Origin of the sequence: Ancylobacter sp. IITR112 (assembly GCF_041415945.1) — a bacterium.
Lineage (GTDB): Bacteria > Pseudomonadota > Alphaproteobacteria > Rhizobiales > Xanthobacteraceae > Ancylobacter.
Genome location: NZ_JBGCUS010000001.1, coordinates 1,112,689 through 1,128,347, shown reverse-complemented (window position 1 = coordinate 1,128,347; position 15,659 = coordinate 1,112,689). Strand labels below are relative to the sequence as shown.

Annotated in this window: 14 protein-coding genes; 9 read left to right on the top strand and 5 right to left on the bottom strand. The window is 68.5% G+C overall.

What is annotated here, in order from left to right; all coding sequences use genetic code 11:
- The first annotated feature begins 413 nt into the window (after positions 1–413).
- Positions 414–3,221, top strand: a complete 2,808-nt coding sequence (locus AAC979_RS05090; RefSeq protein WP_371345761.1) for a ribonuclease E/G — start codon at positions 414–416, stop codon at positions 3,219–3,221.
- 191 nt (positions 3,222–3,412) lie between these two features.
- Positions 3,413–4,240: a transglutaminase family protein gene (locus tag AAC979_RS05085; RefSeq protein ID WP_371345760.1), complete on the top strand. Its 828-nt coding sequence runs from the start codon at positions 3,413–3,415 to the stop codon at positions 4,238–4,240.
- 25 nt (positions 4,241–4,265) lie between these two features.
- Here the strand turns inward: AAC979_RS05085 and AAC979_RS05080 are convergent, their stop codons facing one another.
- Positions 4,266–5,108 (bottom strand): SDR family oxidoreductase, encoded by an 843-nt coding sequence (locus AAC979_RS05080; protein ID WP_371345759.1) that lies wholly within the window; start codon positions 5,106–5,108, stop codon positions 4,266–4,268.
- Between the two features lie 144 nt (positions 5,109–5,252).
- Here AAC979_RS05080 and AAC979_RS05075 point away from each other — a divergent pair, with 144 nt between their 5' ends.
- Positions 5,253–5,624 (top strand): winged helix-turn-helix transcriptional regulator, encoded by a 372-nt coding sequence (locus AAC979_RS05075; RefSeq protein ID WP_371345758.1) that lies wholly within the window; start codon positions 5,253–5,255, stop codon positions 5,622–5,624.
- 180 nt (positions 5,625–5,804) lie between these two features.
- Here AAC979_RS05075 and AAC979_RS05070 read toward each other — a convergent pair whose 3' ends face one another.
- Positions 5,805–7,007 carry a pyridoxal phosphate-dependent aminotransferase gene (locus AAC979_RS05070; protein ID WP_371345757.1) on the bottom strand — a complete coding sequence of 401 codons (1,203 nt, stop codon included), beginning with the start codon at positions 7,005–7,007 and terminating at the stop codon, positions 5,805–5,807.
- Between the two features lie 144 nt (positions 7,008–7,151).
- Between AAC979_RS05070 and AAC979_RS05065 the strand changes: the two genes are divergently transcribed.
- The 6 genes from AAC979_RS05065 (at position 7,152) to aat (ending at position 12,779) form a co-directional block, all read left to right on the top strand.
- Complete coding sequence (locus AAC979_RS05065) at positions 7,152–8,651, top strand: M48 family metalloprotease (protein ID WP_371345756.1); 1,500 nt, start codon at positions 7,152–7,154, stop codon at positions 8,649–8,651.
- A 36-nt stretch (positions 8,652–8,687) separates the two neighbouring features.
- Positions 8,688–9,473, top strand: coding sequence for a DsbA family protein (locus AAC979_RS05060; RefSeq protein WP_371345755.1), 786 nt, complete (start codon positions 8,688–8,690; stop codon positions 9,471–9,473).
- 182 nt (positions 9,474–9,655) lie between these two features.
- On the top strand, positions 9,656–10,099 hold the full coding sequence (gene aroQ, locus AAC979_RS05055; protein ID WP_371345754.1) for a type II 3-dehydroquinate dehydratase: 444 nt from the start codon (positions 9,656–9,658) through the stop codon (positions 10,097–10,099).
- Between the two features lie 33 nt (positions 10,100–10,132).
- Positions 10,133–10,606: an acetyl-CoA carboxylase biotin carboxyl carrier protein gene (accB, locus tag AAC979_RS05050; protein ID WP_371349001.1), complete on the top strand. Its 474-nt coding sequence runs from the start codon at positions 10,133–10,135 to the stop codon at positions 10,604–10,606.
- A gap of 10 nt (positions 10,607–10,616) precedes the next feature.
- Positions 10,617–11,969, top strand: coding sequence for an acetyl-CoA carboxylase biotin carboxylase subunit (gene accC, locus AAC979_RS05045; RefSeq protein WP_371345753.1), 1,353 nt, complete (start codon positions 10,617–10,619; stop codon positions 11,967–11,969).
- Between the two features lie 129 nt (positions 11,970–12,098).
- On the top strand, positions 12,099–12,779 hold the full coding sequence (aat, locus tag AAC979_RS05040; RefSeq protein WP_371345752.1) for a leucyl/phenylalanyl-tRNA--protein transferase: 681 nt from the start codon (positions 12,099–12,101) through the stop codon (positions 12,777–12,779).
- On the opposite strand, the gene AAC979_RS05035 is transcribed toward aat, so the two are convergent.
- The 3 genes from AAC979_RS05035 to AAC979_RS05025 all read right to left on the bottom strand — a co-directional run bounded on the left by AAC979_RS05035 (position 12,710) and on the right by AAC979_RS05025 (position 15,198).
- Positions 12,710–13,312 (bottom strand): DUF2155 domain-containing protein, encoded by a 603-nt coding sequence (locus AAC979_RS05035; RefSeq protein ID WP_371345751.1) that lies wholly within the window; start codon positions 13,310–13,312, stop codon positions 12,710–12,712. The two genes, aat and AAC979_RS05035, sit on opposite strands and share 70 nt — an antisense overlap.
- 191 nt (positions 13,313–13,503) lie before the next feature.
- Positions 13,504–13,959, bottom strand: coding sequence for an NADH:ubiquinone oxidoreductase subunit NDUFA12 (locus tag AAC979_RS05030; protein WP_371345750.1), 456 nt, complete (start codon positions 13,957–13,959; stop codon positions 13,504–13,506).
- A gap of 48 nt (positions 13,960–14,007) precedes the next feature.
- Positions 14,008–15,198 carry an MFS transporter gene (locus AAC979_RS05025; RefSeq protein ID WP_371345749.1) on the bottom strand — a complete coding sequence of 397 codons (1,191 nt, stop codon included), beginning with the start codon at positions 15,196–15,198 and terminating at the stop codon, positions 14,008–14,010.
- Positions 15,199–15,659: the final 461 nt, after the last annotated feature.

Below are 15,659 nucleotides of genomic sequence, written 5' to 3'. Positions count from 1 at the left end.
GCGGTCATGTTGACTGCGCGCCCGGGGAACGCGGCCCGGTTTCGTCATTCACGGACGATCGGACGTGAGGTTTCCGCGCGGCGCATTTCGCCGTGTAGCGCCTCATGCTTTCGCGGCTATCTGACGAGAGCCGGACCCTCCGGTCGCGGCTCGCCCTGTTCGGTCGTGTAAGGACGGCAACCAACGATGATGCGTCAGCCGGCAAGTGTGGGTCTCGTGCGCAAGGTGGTTTTCCGCCGCGCACCTGCCCGCAGGCCCGCGACCTGCGCACCGCGTCGGCGCCCCGCCTGCGAGGCTCCCCGTCCTGCCCGCCGCATCCCCTTCACGCTTTCAGTTTCCGCTTACTGGCACGGCCCCAGCCGTCCGGCGTCGCTGGCGACGTCGACGCGGCCGCTGCCCCATATGAGAGTTCAATGGCCAACAAGATGCTTATCGACGCCACCCATCCCGAGGAGACTCGGGTGGTGGTGGTGCGCGGCAACCGAGTCGAGGAATTCGACTTCGAGGCCGCAAACCGCAAGCCGCTGCGCGGCAACATCTACCTCGCCAAGGTCACGCGGGTAGAGCCTTCCCTCCAGGCCGCCTTTGTCGAATATGGCGGCAATCGGCATGGCTTCCTCGCCTTCAGCGAGATCCATCCCGACTATTACCAGATCCCGGTCGCCGACCGGCAGGCCCTGCTCGCCGAGGAAGAACGCCAGCAGCGGCGCGACGCTGAGGCCGAAAACGAGGACAAGCCCAAGAGCCGCCCCCGGCGGACGCGCGGCGCGGCCAAGGCCGCCGAGGGCGACGAGAGCGTCTCCGAGGAGGGCACGGCCGAAGCCGCTGGCGAGAGCGAGAACGAAAGTGCGGGCGAGGCCGCCCCGGCGCGCCGGTCGCGCCGGCGCCGTCCCGCCGATGACGACAGCGGCGGTGAGGCCGGCGAGGTCGAGGAAATCGCCGACGAGGAAGAGATCGTCGACGAGGTCGGCTCCGACGACGCCATGGAAGAAATGCCGGAGCGCGCCGCGCCGCGCGGCCGGGCCCGCACCTACAAGATCCAGGAAGTCATCAAGCGCCGGCAGGTGATGCTGGTGCAGGTGGTCAAGGAAGAGCGCGGCAACAAGGGCGCGGCGCTCACCACCTATCTCTCGCTTGCCGGCCGCTATTCGGTGCTGATGCCCAACACGGCGCGCGGCGGCGGCATTTCCCGCAAGATCACCTCGGCCGAGGACCGCAAGCGGCTGAAGGAGGTCGCCTCCGACCTTGACGTGCCGGAGGGCATGGGCGTCATCCTGCGCACCGCCGGCGCCAACCGCACCAAGCCGGAGATCAAGCGCGACTTCGAGTATCTCCTGCGCCTGTGGGAGAATGTGCGCGAACTCACCCTCGGCTCCACCGCCCCGTCGCTGGTCTATGAGGAAGGCTCGCTGATCAAGCGCTCCATTCGCGACCTCTACAACAAGGACATTGACGAGGTTCTCGTCGCCGGCGAGGAAGGCTATCGCGAAGCCAAGGACTTCATGCGCATGCTCATGCCGAGCCATGCGAAGAACGTGAAGGTCTACAAGGACCTGCAGCCGGTGTTCACCCGCTTCGGGGTGGAAAGCCAGCTCGACGCGATGTTCCTGCCGCAGGTGCAGTTGAAGTCGGGCGGCTATCTCGTCATCAACCCGACCGAGGCGCTGGTTTCCATCGACGTGAACTCCGGGCGCTCCACCCGCGAGCACAATATCGAGGACACCGCTCTGAAGACCAATCTGGAGGCCGCCGAGGAGGTGGCCCGCCAGTTGCGCCTGCGCGACCTCGCCGGCCTCGTCGTGATCGACTTCATCGACATGGACGAGAAGCGCAACAACCGCGCGGTGGAGCGCAGGCTCAAGGACTGCCTGAAGAACGACCGCGCCCGCATCCAGCTCGGCCGCATCTCGCATTTCGGCCTGATGGAGATGAGCCGCCAGCGCATCCGCACCGGCGTGCTGGAATCCTCCACCGAGGTGTGCCCGCATTGCGGCGGCACCGGCCATGTGCGCTCGTCCGCGTCCGTCGCGCTGCAGATGCTGCGCGGCGCCGAGGACATGCTGCAGCGCTCCAACACCCATAATCTCGTTATCCGCACCCGGGCGGAGAACGCGCTCTATGTGCTCAACCACAAGCGCGCGCATCTGCACGAGCTGGAAGAGCGCTTCGGTGTGCTTATCACCATCGCGGCGGACCCCACGCTGACCGGGCTGACGCCTTTCGCCATCGACAAGGGCGAGCCGGTGCCGAACCCCATCCCGCTGCCCAAGCCGCCGGAGCTGGTGTTCGAGCCGGAGGACGACATCGTCGCCGACGAAGCCGAGGACGAGACGGAAACCGAGGCGAACGCCGAGGCACCGGCCGAGGCCGAGGCCGGCGAGAACACGGGCCCGACGGCCTCCTCCGGCGACGGATCGAGCGAAGGCGGGCGCCGCCGGCGCCGCCGGCGTCGGCGCCGGCGTGGCGGCGGCGGCAATGGCGAGAATGGCGAGCGTCATGCCGAGGGCGAAGCGGCGGCGGACATGGCCGGCGTTGAGTTCGAGGATGATGGCGAGGATGGCGACGGCGACGAGTCCGCGCCCGAGACCGCGGAGGTCGCGGCCGAGGTGACGGCCGAGGTGTCCAGCGACGCCCCCGCCGCGCCGGAACCGGCCGAGCCGGCCGAGGCTCTGCCCGAGGACGCGGCGATCACGCCGGCCGAAGCGCAGGATGTTGCTGCGGCGGAGCCCACTCCTGAAGCCGTGACGGAAACCGCTGCGGAAGCCGCGCCCATCGAGGACGAGAAGCCGCGTCGCGGCCGTCGCGGCGGCGGACGCCGTACCAAGGCGGCGGCGGCCGAGGCCAGCACGGAGGCCGTGCCGGCCGCCGAAGCAGTTGCTGCGGAAGCGCCCGCCGTGGAAGCCCCGGCGGCGGAGGCGGCGGATGCTGCCGAAGCGAAGCCCAAGCCCCGCCGCCGCCGTTCGACGGTGCGCGAGAAGGCGCCGGCCGCGGTGGAAGGCGATACGGTCAGCGAAAGCGTGAGCGAGGCGCCTGTCGAAGCAGCCCCACCGGAAGCTCCGGTCGCGGAAAGCGCGCAGGAGCCGTCCGTTGCCGCGGAGGCGGCGCCGGTGGAGGCTTCGCCGGCCGAGGAGGCACCCGCTTCCGCCGCACCTGCTCCGTCACCGGAGCCCGACCGCCCGCGCCGTACCGGCTGGTGGCAGCGCAAGATCTTCGGCGAGTGATCGCCGGGGCGAAGCTTCGACCCGCACTTCGGCGACAGGGCGCGCACAGGCGCGCCCTACACGCCCCGAAAACTGAGAACGGCGCCTCACGGCGCCGTTTTTCTTTTCCTAGCCGCCCGCGCTCCTGCCGGCCGGAACCTCCATGCGCGCGCGGTGTTCTGCTCGGGTATGACAGCGATGCGGGGCCTTGAATGATCACCCTACAATGCGGCTACCGGATCGAGGTCGCGTGCGACCGCCCGACCGCCGCCATCACCTTGATCGACCCGCATCCCGAGAGACAGGTCGATATCCTTGATGTCGTCGCGCTCAGCGTCACCGCGCTTGGCGACGGCAGCCCCGTTGCCTCCGACACGTATCAAGACGGTTTCGGCAATATCTGCCGGCGGCTGGTCATCCCGCCCGGCGGCGCGCGCTTCGAAAGCCGCATCAACGTCGCCGATCCCGGCACGCTGGACGTGTTCGACCTCGACGCCATCGAGCACAACCCGGCCGATCTGCCGCCCGAGGTGCTGCAATTCCTGCTGCCGAGCCGGTATTGTGAGGTGGACGATCTGTCCAACACGGCGTGGGACCTGTTCGGCAGCTACGCTCCCGGCTGGAACCGGGTGCAACAGATTTGCAATTTCGTCCACGCGCAGATTCGCTTCGACTATCAATGCGCGCGCAGCACCCGCACCGCTGCGCAGGCGTTCAACGAGAGGGTCGGCGTCTGCCGCGACTTCACCCATCTCGCCGTGGCGCTCACCCGGGCGATGAACATTCCCGCCCGCTACTGCAACGGCTTTCTCGGCGATGTCGGCGTGCCGCCCAACCCGGCGCCGATGGACTATAATGCGTGGTTCGAAGCCTATATTGGCGGGCACTGGCACACATTCGATGCCCGCCACAACGTGCCGCGCATCGGCCGGGTGCTGGTGGCGCGCGGGCGCGATGCCGCCGATATCCCGATGCTTCACACCTTCGGCCCGCATGTTCTGCAGCGCTTCGAGGTGATCACCGAGGAGATCGCGGCCTGACGCCCGCGCCCGGAAATGCCGGGCGTCAGCCCCGCAGCGCCGCCGCGTGGTCCTGCGCCCATTGCGCCACGCTGCGCGGCTCCTTGCCGGTCAGTGTCTTCACCGCGTCGGTCACGCCGGCCGTCCAGCCCTCGCGCACGGGATAGAAGATGCTGGCGAGGAAGCGGGCATAGTCCGCGCCGATGCCGGCGCCGGTGAGGATACCGACGAAGGTGTCGTCATCGACCGGGGCATAGGCGACCGGCTTGCCGATCACTTCCGCAAGAATCGCGGCCGCTTCGGCATAGCTCAGCGCCTGCGGGCCGGTGAGATTGAAGGCCTGGTTGTCGAACCGGTCGGTGGTGAGAACCGCGGCGGCGCTGGCGGCAATGTCGCGCCCGTCGATGAAGCTCGACTTGCCCTCGCCCGCCGGCACGGCGATGGCGCCGGCATGGTCGATGCCCGGCTTCCAGAAGTTCAGGAAATTGTCGGTGAACCAGTTCGGCCGCAGGATCACATAGGGCGTGCCGGAGGCGATGAGCGCCAGCTCGATCTGGCGATAGGGGATGGAATCGTCGGCATCGACGCCGAGCGCGGTCTGCAGCACCACTTTCACCTTGCGGGTAGCGGCAGCCTCGATGACCGGGATCAGCCATTCGCGCGGCGTGGTGACACCGCCCGGCAACAGCACATAGGCGCGGTCGACGCCCTCGAACGCCGCCGCGTAGGTCTCCGGCCGGTCGAAGGCGAAGGCGACGCCTTCCGCGCCCTCGATCGCCGCGCCGCTGCGCGAGGCCGCCTTCACCGCCTCGCCGCGCGCCAGCAGTTCTTTCACCAGCGGCCGGCCGACATGACCGCTCGCGCCGAGAACCAAAATCTTGCCTGCCATCGTCTGTCTCCTTAGTATCTCGTGGAAACCATGTTTCGGATGACAACCTACGCCCGTCCCCCATGTACGCAAGAGAGCACTTTGCGCTCACATGGTGGCGTCGAGGAAACCGGCCCGCCGGTGTCAGCCGCGAGGGAGACCGCGATGCGCTACGCCTACAATGTCTATGAAGACCGGTGCCCCACCCGCATGGTGCTGGACCGGCTGGCCGACAAATGGGCGCTGCTGATCCTCGACCGGCTGGAGGACGGACCGGTGCGGTTCAACCATCTGCGCCGCGACATCAAGGGCATCTCGCAGAAAGTGCTGTCGCAGACGCTGAAGAAGCTGGAGCGCGACGGGCTGGTGACGCGCACAGTGACTCCGACCGTGCCGGTCACGGTGGAATACGCCCTGACCCCGCTCGGCCGCGCATTGGGGGAGACGGCCGCCGCCCTCACCCATTGGGCCGAGCACAATATGGACGCCATCCTCGCCGCCCAGGCGGCCTATGACGCGGCGCTGGCGGCGCGATAAGTCCCGGGCAGACGCCACCCCTCATCCCTCATCCCCGGGCTTGACCCGGGGACCCAGACTGTGCGGCGCAGCAGGACCGCTGGGTGCCCGGGTCAAGCCCGGGCATGAGGGCGGTAGCCCGTCATCCTGAAGCGCGAGCGCAGCGAGCCGCGACGGGCGCAGGCTTGCGCCGCCCTGCCCTCACCCCTTGCGCAGGAAATCGCCGATCCGGTGAACCGCCTCGCGCATCTCGTCCGGCGCACCGGCATAGGAGAGGCGCAGATAATGGTGGCCGCGATGCGGGTCGAAATCGACCCCCGGCGTCGCCGCCACATGCGCCTCGTCCAGCAGCCGCCGGGCGAAAGCGGCGGAATCATCGGTGAAGCGGGCCACATCGGCATAGAGATAGAACGCACCGTCGACGGGCAGGAACTCCGGCAGGCCGGCGGCGGGCAGGCCCTGCGTCAGGATCAGCCGGTTCTCCTCATAGCCGTGCTTGACCGTCTCCATCTCGCCGGCGCCGTCAAAGGCCGCCTCGGCGGCGATCTGCGAGAGGGTGGGCACCGAGATCATCAGGTTCTGCTGCAGCCGCTCCACGGCGCGCACGAGACCTGCCGGCATCACCATCCAGCCGACCCGCCAGCCGGTCATGCAGAAATATTTCGAGAAGGAATGGATGATGGTGGCCTCGGGGCTCACCGCCGCCGCCGTCGAGGCGGGGAAGGAGTAGTCGAGCCCGTGGTAAATCTCGTCGGAAATGAAGCGGATGCCCGCCTCTTCCGCCGTGCGGATCAATTCCGCCAGCGCCGAGGGCCGCATCATCGTGCCGGTGGGGTTGGCCGGGCTCGCCACCAGCACGCCCTTGAGCGGGGCGCGGCGGTGGGCGTCGAGCAGCGCCTCCGGCGTGATGACCCAGCGCGAGGCGGCATCGGTCTCGATCAGCACCGGCTCGCAACCGAGCGCGGTGAGGATGTGGCGATAGGGCGGGTAGCCGGGATTGGCGATCGCTACCCGGTCGCCGGGCTCGAACTGGGCGAGGAAGGTGAGCAGGAAGCCGGAGGACGAGCCGGTCGTCACCACCACCCGGCCAGGATCGAGGTCGAGCCCATAGGTCTCGCCATAATGTCGGGCGATGCGGGCGCGCAGCGAGGGTATGCCGAGCGCGGTGGTGTAGCCGATGCGACCATGGTCGAGCGCGCGCCGCGCCGCCTCGCGCGCGGTGGAGGGCGCCGGCGCCGCCGGCTGGCCGACCTCCATATGGATGACATGCCCCCCCGCCGCCTCGATCCGTGCGGCCCGCTCCATCACGTCCATGACGATGAACGGGGCAATCTCGCTGCGGCGGGAAGCGCCGGCGAGACGCGCGGCGGCCGCGAGGCGGGTTGACGTTGACGCTGAATCCATATTGCTGAACCTTGCCCAATCGCCGCAGCCACGCCGCATTGTCTCGCTCGTGTCGGCGGACGTTCAATAGAAGATGATGACGGGCAGGCTTGACCCTGCCGTCACGACAGCGTCAGTTCCCCCGGAAACATTTCGTGTCGATGGATGATGCCTTCCCTGCTGCTTGACAACCCCTCGCCCGCGCGGCGCCCGAGCCCCGCCGACCGCCGTTCCCGCGGGGGCATTGCCACGCCGCGCCCGACGCCTCGTCCGGGCGTTCGCCTGGCACGGGGCGCCGCATTCCTGGCCGCGGCCGCGCTGCTCGTCCCCGCTGCACCCGCCCAGGCGCAAAGCCGCCAGCCCGGCATCATCCGCGACGCCGAGATCGAAACCCTGCTGCGCGACTATACGCGCCCGATCTTCAAGGTTGCTGGACTGCAGCAGCAGAACATCCAGGTGGTGCTGGTCGGCAGCGACAGCTTCAACGCCTTCGTCGCCGACGGCCGGCGCATCTTCATCAATACCGGCGCGCTCAAGCAATCGAAGACGCCGAACGAGATCATCGGCGTTCTCGCGCATGAGACCGGCCATATCGCCGGCGGCCATCTCGCCAATATGCGCCAGCAACTGGAATCGGCGCAGACCGCGGCGATTGTCGCCATGCTGCTCGCCGCCGGCGGCGTGGCGGCCGGCGCGGCCAGCGGGGCCAATATGGGCGGGGCGGCGGCCGGCGCCATCATGGCGCCGCAGGAAGTCATCCGCCGCACCCTGCTGTCCTATCAGCGCGGCCAGGAAGCCTCGGCCGACCAGGCGGCGGTGAAATACCTCACCGCCACCAAGCAGTCCGCCAAGGGGATGCTGACGACCTTCGAGCGCTTCCAGAACGACCAGATTTTCCTCAGCCAGCGCGTCGATCCCTATGTGCTCAGCCATCCCATGGCGACGGAGCGCATCGCGCTGCTGTCGGAAATGGCCCATAAGAGCCCCTATTTCGACGCCAAGGACTCGCCCGCCCTGCAGGCGCGGCACGACATGATGCGCGCCAAGCTGGTCGGCTTCACCCAGCCGCCGGACACGGTGAGCCGCACCTATCCGCGTTCCGACACCTCGCTGCCGGCGCGCTATGCCCGGGCGATCTCCGGCTATCGCTTCGGCAGCATTCCAGACGCGCTGAACCAGATCGATTCGCTGATCGCGGAACAGCCGAACAACCCCTATTTCTACGAGCTCAAGGGCCAGGCGCTGCTGGAATCGGGCCGCGCCCGCGAGGCGGTGCCGCCGCTGCGCCGCGCCGTGGCGCTGTCAAACGGCAATCCGCTGATCCGCATGCTGCTCGGCCAGGCGCTGGTCGCCAGCGAGGACAAGTCCGCCATGGACGAGGCGGTGCGCGAACTCACCTTCAGTCTGCAGCGCGAGCCCTCCTCGCCGGCCGGCTGGCGCTATCTCGCCATGGCCTATGGCCGTATGGGCGACATTCCCAATGCCGACCTCGCCTCGGCCCAGGCCGCCTATATGAGCGGCGATTTCCGCCTGTCGCGCGAACTCGCCACCCGTGCCCGCAACGGCTTCAAGCTCGGCTCGCCGGGCTGGCTGAAGGCGGACGACATCGTCAACTACAAGCCGCCGGTGGACCCGAACGCCCGCAGCAAGAGAGCCGGCCAGTAAATGGCCGCGCGCGCCCCCTTTCCCCTGGAGAACCCCATGTCGTCCCTCAGCCTCCTCCGCCGCGCCGGCCGCGCGACCCTCGCGCTCGGCCTCGCCGCCGGCCTGCTGCTCGGCGCGGCGCACACGCCCGCCTCCGCGCTCGACGATGCCCAGCGCAAGGAGTTCGAGAGCGTCATCCGCGACTATCTCCTGAACAATCCCGAGGTGATCCAGGAAGCGATCATGGTGCTGCAGCAGCGCCAGGCGGCGGCGGCGGCGAAGCAGCGGGAGGCGGCAGTGGCCGAGCTCAAGCCGCGCATCTATGACACCGCGCGCGGCGTGGTGGTCGGCAACCCGCAGGGCGATGTCACCCTGGTCGAGTTCTTCGACTACAATTGCGGCTACTGCAAGCGCGCCCTCGGCGACATGGTCGACCTCATCAAGGGCGACCCCAAGCTCAAGGTGATCCTGAAGGAATTCCCCGTGCTCGGACCGGGCTCGGTGGAAGCCGCGCGCGTCGCCGTCGCGGTTCGCCTCACCGCCCCGGACAAGTATTTCGACTTCCACAAGAAGCTGCTTGGCGAGCGCGGCCAGGCCAACAAGGACAAGGCGATCGAGGCGGCAGTCGCCGTCGGCGTCGACAAGGCGGCGCTGGAGAAGGCGCTCGACAACCCGGAAGTCAACGCCACGCTGCAGGACGACCTGCAACTGGCCGAGGCGCTCGGCATCGACGGAACGCCAAGCTATGTGCTGGGCGACCAGGTGGTGGTTGGCGCGGTTGGCCACGACCAGCTCAAGGACGCCATCGCCTCCGTGCGCAAATGCGGCAAGACCCAGTGCTGACCGTCCAGGGTTGAACCTCCGGCGCGGACCGCACCCACGGACCGCGCCGGACGATGCCGACCCGCCGGGCCGGGGATAATCCAAGGGAAAGCACGGCAGGGCTTGGCGCGAGGCCAGCCATTGCCTATAAACCCGCGGCCGTCCCGGCATGGGGCCGCCGGCGGCTGGCTCAATGAGGCGCGATGCCCGACACGGTGCATGTTCTCAACGGACCGAACCTCAACCTGCTCGGCACGCGCGAGCCGGAGGTCTACGGCCGTGCGACCATCGCCGATCTGGAAGCCGCCTGCCGCGCCGCCTGCGAGCGCCATGGCCTCGACCTCGTTTTCCGCCAGACCAACCATGAGGGCGAGCTCGTCACCTTCCTGCAGGAAGCGCGCGGCTCGCGCGGCGTGGTGCTGAACGCGGCGGCCTATACCCACACCTCCGTCGCCATCGCCGACGCCATCAAGGCGGCCGGCCTCATTGTCGTCGAAGTCCACCTGTCCAACGTCTTCGCGCGCGAAGCCTTTCGCCACCATTCCTATATTTCGCCGGTCGCCCGCGGGGTGATCTGCGGGCTGGGGATCGACGGCTACCGGCTCGCCATCGACGCGCTCGCCACCGCCGGTGGCAAGATTAGCTGAGGGAGACGGGCGAGCGACCGTCACGGGATCATGATGAAAACCAACAAGCCGAACATTGACCCCGCGCTGGTGCGCGAGATCGCCAACCTGCTGTCCGAAAGCGACCTCACCGAGATCGAGGTGCAGCACGAGGATCTGCGCATTCGCGTCGTCCGTGCCGCCCCCACCGTCTATGCCGCCCCGGTCGCGGCCGCGCCGGCTCCCGTGGCCGCCGCTCCCGCACCGGCCGCCGCCGCGCCCGCCGCCGCCCCGGTGGCCGATGTGTCGAAGCATCCCGGCCTCGTCACCTCGCCGATGGTCGGTACCGCCTATCTCGGGCCCGAGCCCGGCGCGAAGTATTTCGTCGAAGTCGGCGCGGTGGTGAAGGAAGGCCAGACGCTGCTCATCGTCGAGGCGATGAAGACCATGAACGCGATTCCGGCGCCCCGCGCGGGCACCGTGACCAAAATCATCGTGGAGAATGCGCAGCCGGTCGAATATGGCGAGCCACTCCTGATCATCGAGTGAGGCGCGCCTGATGTTCGGCAAGATCCTGATTGCCAATCGCGGCGAGATCGCCCTGCGCGTGCTGCGCGCCTGCAAGGAAATGGGCATCGCCACCGTGGCGGTTCATTCCACCGCCGACGCCAACGCCATGCATGTGAAGCTGGCGGATGAAAGCGTGTGCATCGGCCCGCCGCAGGCCCGCGACAGCTATCTCAACATTCCCGCCCTGCTCGCCGCCTGCGAGATCACTGGCGCCGAGGCGGTGCATCCCGGCTATGGCTTCCTCGCCGAGAATGCGCGCTTCGCGGAAATCCTCATCGACCACGGCGTGCAGTTCATCGGGCCGAAGCCCGAGCATATCCGCATCATGGGCGACAAGATCGAGGCGAAGAAGACCGCCAAGCGGCTCGGCATTCCCTGCGTGCCCGGCTCGGATGGTGGCGTCACCTCCGACGACGAGGCGATGAAGGTCGCCAACGAGATCGGCTATCCCGTGCTCATCAAGGCCGCCGCCGGCGGTGGCGGGCGCGGCATGAAGGTGGCGCGCTCGGAGCAGGAACTCTCCGCCGCCCTCTCCACCGCCCGTTCGGAAGCCCGCGCCGCCTTCGGCGACGATGCGGTCTATATCGAGAAATATCTCGGCACCCCCCGGCACATCGAAATCCAGGTGCTCGGCGACGGCAAGGGCAACGCCATCCATCTCGGCGAACGCGACTGCTCGCTGCAGCGCCGTCACCAGAAGGTGCTGGAGGAAGCCCCCTCCCCGATCCTCACGCCCGAACAGCGCGCCCGCATCGGCGAGACGGTGGCGCAGGCCATGCGCGACCTGAAATATCTCGGCGCCGGCACGATCGAGTTCCTGTACGAGAATGGCGAGTTCTACTTCATCGAGATGAACACCCGCATCCAGGTGGAGCATCCGGTGACCGAGGCCATCACCGGAGTCGACCTCATCAATGAGCAGATCCGCGTCGCCGCCGGCCTGCCGATGAGCGTGACGCAGGACGACATCACCCTCCACGGCCATGCGATCGAGTGCCGGGTGAATGCCGAGCACCCACGCACCTTCCGCCCGTCGCCGGGGCGGATCGACTACTGGCACGTGCCGGGCGGGCCGGGCGTGCGCATTGATTCGGCGGTGTATCAGGGCTATTCGATCCCGCCCTATTACGACAGCCTGGCCGGCAAGCTGATCATTCACGCCGCCACCCGCGAGGAGTGCCTCGCCCGGCTGAAGCGCGCGCTGAACGAGTTCGTGGTGGAAGGTATCGAGACCACGCTGCCGCTGTTCCGCGAACTTGTTGAGAACGACGACATCAAGCGCGGCGCCTATGACATCCACTGGCTGGAGCACTTCCTCGCCGAGGGCGAGCCGGGCGTCTGAGCCGTCGCCGCCCTGCCGGGCAGGACAACCTCATGGCCGGGCACGCCCGGCCATTTTCATGTCCGCCCTCGCGCCGCTGCACCCCGCGCCCGCCTTCACAGCGCCGCCCATCTCGGTCATGCTGGCACCATGTCACATCCGCGCGAACATCAGGTCGAGATCACTCCCGAGGTTCTGCTCAAGGCCTATGCCTGCGGCATCTTCCCGATGGCCGAGAGCGCCGACGATCCCGGCCTGTACTGGATCGAGCCGGAGCGGCGCGGCGTCATTCCGCTCAACGACTTCACCGTGTCGAGCCGCCTCGCCCGCACGGTGCGTTCCGACCGGTTCGAAATCCGCATCGACCATGATTTCGAAGCGGTGATCGACCATTGCGCCGCGCCGGCCGAGGGGCGCGGCTCAACATGGATCAGCCGCCGCATCCGCAAGCTCTATTGCGACCTGCACGCGCGCGGCCACTGCCACTCGGTGGAAGCCTGGCAGGACGGCGCGCTGGTCGGCGGTCTCTACGGGGTGCGGCTGGGGCGCGCCTTCTTCGGCGAGAGCATGTTCCACACCGCGCGCGACGCCTCCAAGGTGGCGCTGGTGCATCTGGTGGCGCGGCTGAGGCGGGGCGGCTTCGTGCTGCTCGACACCCAGTTCGTCACCGATCATCTGCGCAGCTTCGGCGCCATCGAAGTGCCCAAGCGCCAGTACAGCCGGCTGCTGGCTCAGGCGCTGCAGGCGGGTGAGGCGGATTTCTACTGCTGGCCGCCGGGCGAGGCGATCACCGGGTCGGTCTGCTTGCAGTCGGTCAGCCACACATCATAGATCGGGTGCTCGACACCGTGCAGGCCGGGGCTGGAAGCGAACATCCAGCCGCCGAACAGCGGCTGGACCTTGCCATCGAGCGCGATTTCCTGGATCTCGACGAAGCCCGTGGTGTTCTGCTGCTCGCCCTCGGGCCGGGTATAGCAGGCGCGCGGCGTGATGCGCAGCGCGCCGAACTGCACCGTCTCGTTGATCGAGACATCGAAGCTGGTGATGCGGCCGGTGATCTTGTCGAGCCCGGAGAACACCGCCGTCTTGTTCTCGATCTTCTGCTCCGGCGGCTGGATCACCTCGATGTCGCCGCTGGGGCCCACCGTCGCCTGTCCCGGCACTTCCGCCGGCGCCGGGGCGGGGGCACGCGGCGCACCGGCGTCGGGGTCGTCCATGATGGAGGGAACGCCCGGGCCGCCGGGCGGCGAATCGGGATCCTCCACCGGGCCTTCCATCAGCGGCGGCGGCGCCAGGGGCTGCGATTCAACCCCGCCCTGCCAGCCCTGCTGCGCCGACGCCGGCGCGGCGGCGAAGCCGGCCATCAGTGCCGCCGAAAGAAGTGCGGGACGCAGGAAAGCTCGGAAAGCGGAAATGCCGTGCACCGGAAAGCCTCGCGAAGCGCACTGCCCCTCCGGCGCGCGCAGGGGGCCAAGATGCCGGGCAATGCGGCGATGTCGGGGCGGGCGCGCAATCGCGGTGCCTGGCCTCACCTGCCCTGCCGGCGCGGCAGGCCTCACTCGGGGGTCCAGGCCTTGTAGTCTCCCGTCACCGCCGGGCGATGACCGAAGCCGATGGCCGAGCCGGGAGGATGATAGGCGTTGACCGTGCCGGTCGGGTTCGGCCGATGCGGCTTTTCCCACTCGCGCGCCACATAGGTGTCTTCACTCGGCGGCACATCGGAGCGCTGGTGCATCCAGGCGTGCCAGCCGGGGGGAATCGCCGTGGCCTCGGCATAGCCATTATAGATTACCCAGCGGCGCTCGAAGCCGAGGGCCGGGTCGATCTTGCGGCCCTTGGTGCGATAGTAGCGGTTGCCGAACTCGTCCGTGCCGACGAACTCCCCATGCCGCCAGGTGTGGAAGCGCGTGCCCATGGTCTGGGCGTTCCACCAGGTGAAGGTCTCGGTGATGAAGTCGGAAATCTTCACGGAATTCGTCCCTGCGCCGGCCGTCGATCTCGCGCGGAACATGCCACCCGCACCGCGCGAAGTCCAGCCACGCGCGGCCCGGCGCGGCGCTTAACCACGGTGGCGGAACTCCGTGGCATAATAGGCCAGCGCCAGTAGCAGCACCACGCTGCCCGCGACCGTCACCGCCGCCCAGCCGCCGAGCGCATAAAGCGGACTGGCCAGCGCCGAGCCCACCGCGCCGCCGGCGAAGAAGGTGGCGATGTAGAGCGCGTTGAGCCGCGCCCGGATCTCCGGCGCCAGCATGAAGATGGCACGCTGGCCGAACACCAGATTGGCCGTCACCGCGCAGTCCAGCACAATGGCGCCGAGCGCCAGAACGACCAGCGAGGACATGCCGTTGCCGAGTTCGGTCAGCAGCATGCCCGCCAGTGCCAGCGCCAGGGCGAGACCGGTCGCCAGTCTCGACCATCCGCGGTCGGCCAGCCATCCCGCCACCGGCGAGATGACGACGCTGGCGGCCCCTGCCAGAGCGAACAGCGCGATGCCTTGCTGGCCGAGGCGGAACTCCGGCCCGGCGAGTTCCAGCGGCACCGCCGTCCAGAACAGGGTGAAGGCGGCGAACATCGCCGCCTGATAGAGCGCGCGCCGGCGCAGCACCGGCTGCGCCCGCAGCAGGGGTAGGAGCGAGCCGACCAGCCGGGCATAGCTGGTGCGCCCGCCGGGGTGACGCGGCGGCAGGGCGAGGCGCAGCCCCACGGCGAGCGCCAGCATCGTCAGCGCGGCGATCAGGAACACCGCGCGCCAGCCGAACCAGTGCGCCAGCAGCGAGGACACCGGCCGCGCCAGCAGGATGCCGGTCATCAGGCCGCTCACCACGCTGCCGACCTTGCGGCCACGCTCCTCCGGCCGGGCGAGATGCGCGGCGAAGGGCACCGCCACCTGCGCCACCACCGAACCGATGCCGAACACCAGCGCCGCCAGCAGGAACAGCGCCGGCGTCGTGGCGGCGAAGGCGAGGCCGAGACCCGCCGCCGCGCAGAGCAGAATGGCCGCGATGAGCCGCCGGTTCTCGAGAATGTCGCCGAGCGGCACCAGCAGCAGCAGCCCGGCGATATAGCCGAGCTGGCTGACAGTGACGACGAGGCTGGCCAGCGTCTCGTCAAGGCCGACATCGTCGGCGATCAGCGCGATCAGCGGCTGAGCGTAATAAAGATTGGCCGCGCCCAGGCCCGCCGCGAGGGCGAGCAGGAAAAAGGACAGGGCGCCGGCGGCGGGCTGCGCGTCGGAGGCGGAGGTCATGGAACGAGCCGGGTTCAATAAGCGGGGTTGGCTGCCATGTGGGCGAACCCGCCCGCGCTGTCCAGATGCCGATGGGTCAGGAGCGCGCGGCGAACGTGCGAAACCAAAATGGCAAAGCTGCAAGCAGGGGTGATGCCCGTGATCCCCACTGTCCACCGGCGTGTCACGCATGCGCGATTGGCGCTGGACTCACGGGCCGAATCCCCTCTCGATTGGGCTTCGCCCCTGGCGGGCGGGATGATGCGTCACCATCTAGATTTAGCGATTTTTTCACACACTCCACACTAGAGTTTGTGACGCGAGGTTGACGCATCAGAGGGAGTCGGCCAGTTTGGCGCGGTCGGTCGCAGCGTTTGTCTTGCGCCGGCATCATCCAGATTGAAGCGGGCTCCATCGCCGGTACTGAACTCCGGCGGGGCGTTTGTGCGTGTCACGTGCGTACCAACAACACACCGGAACGC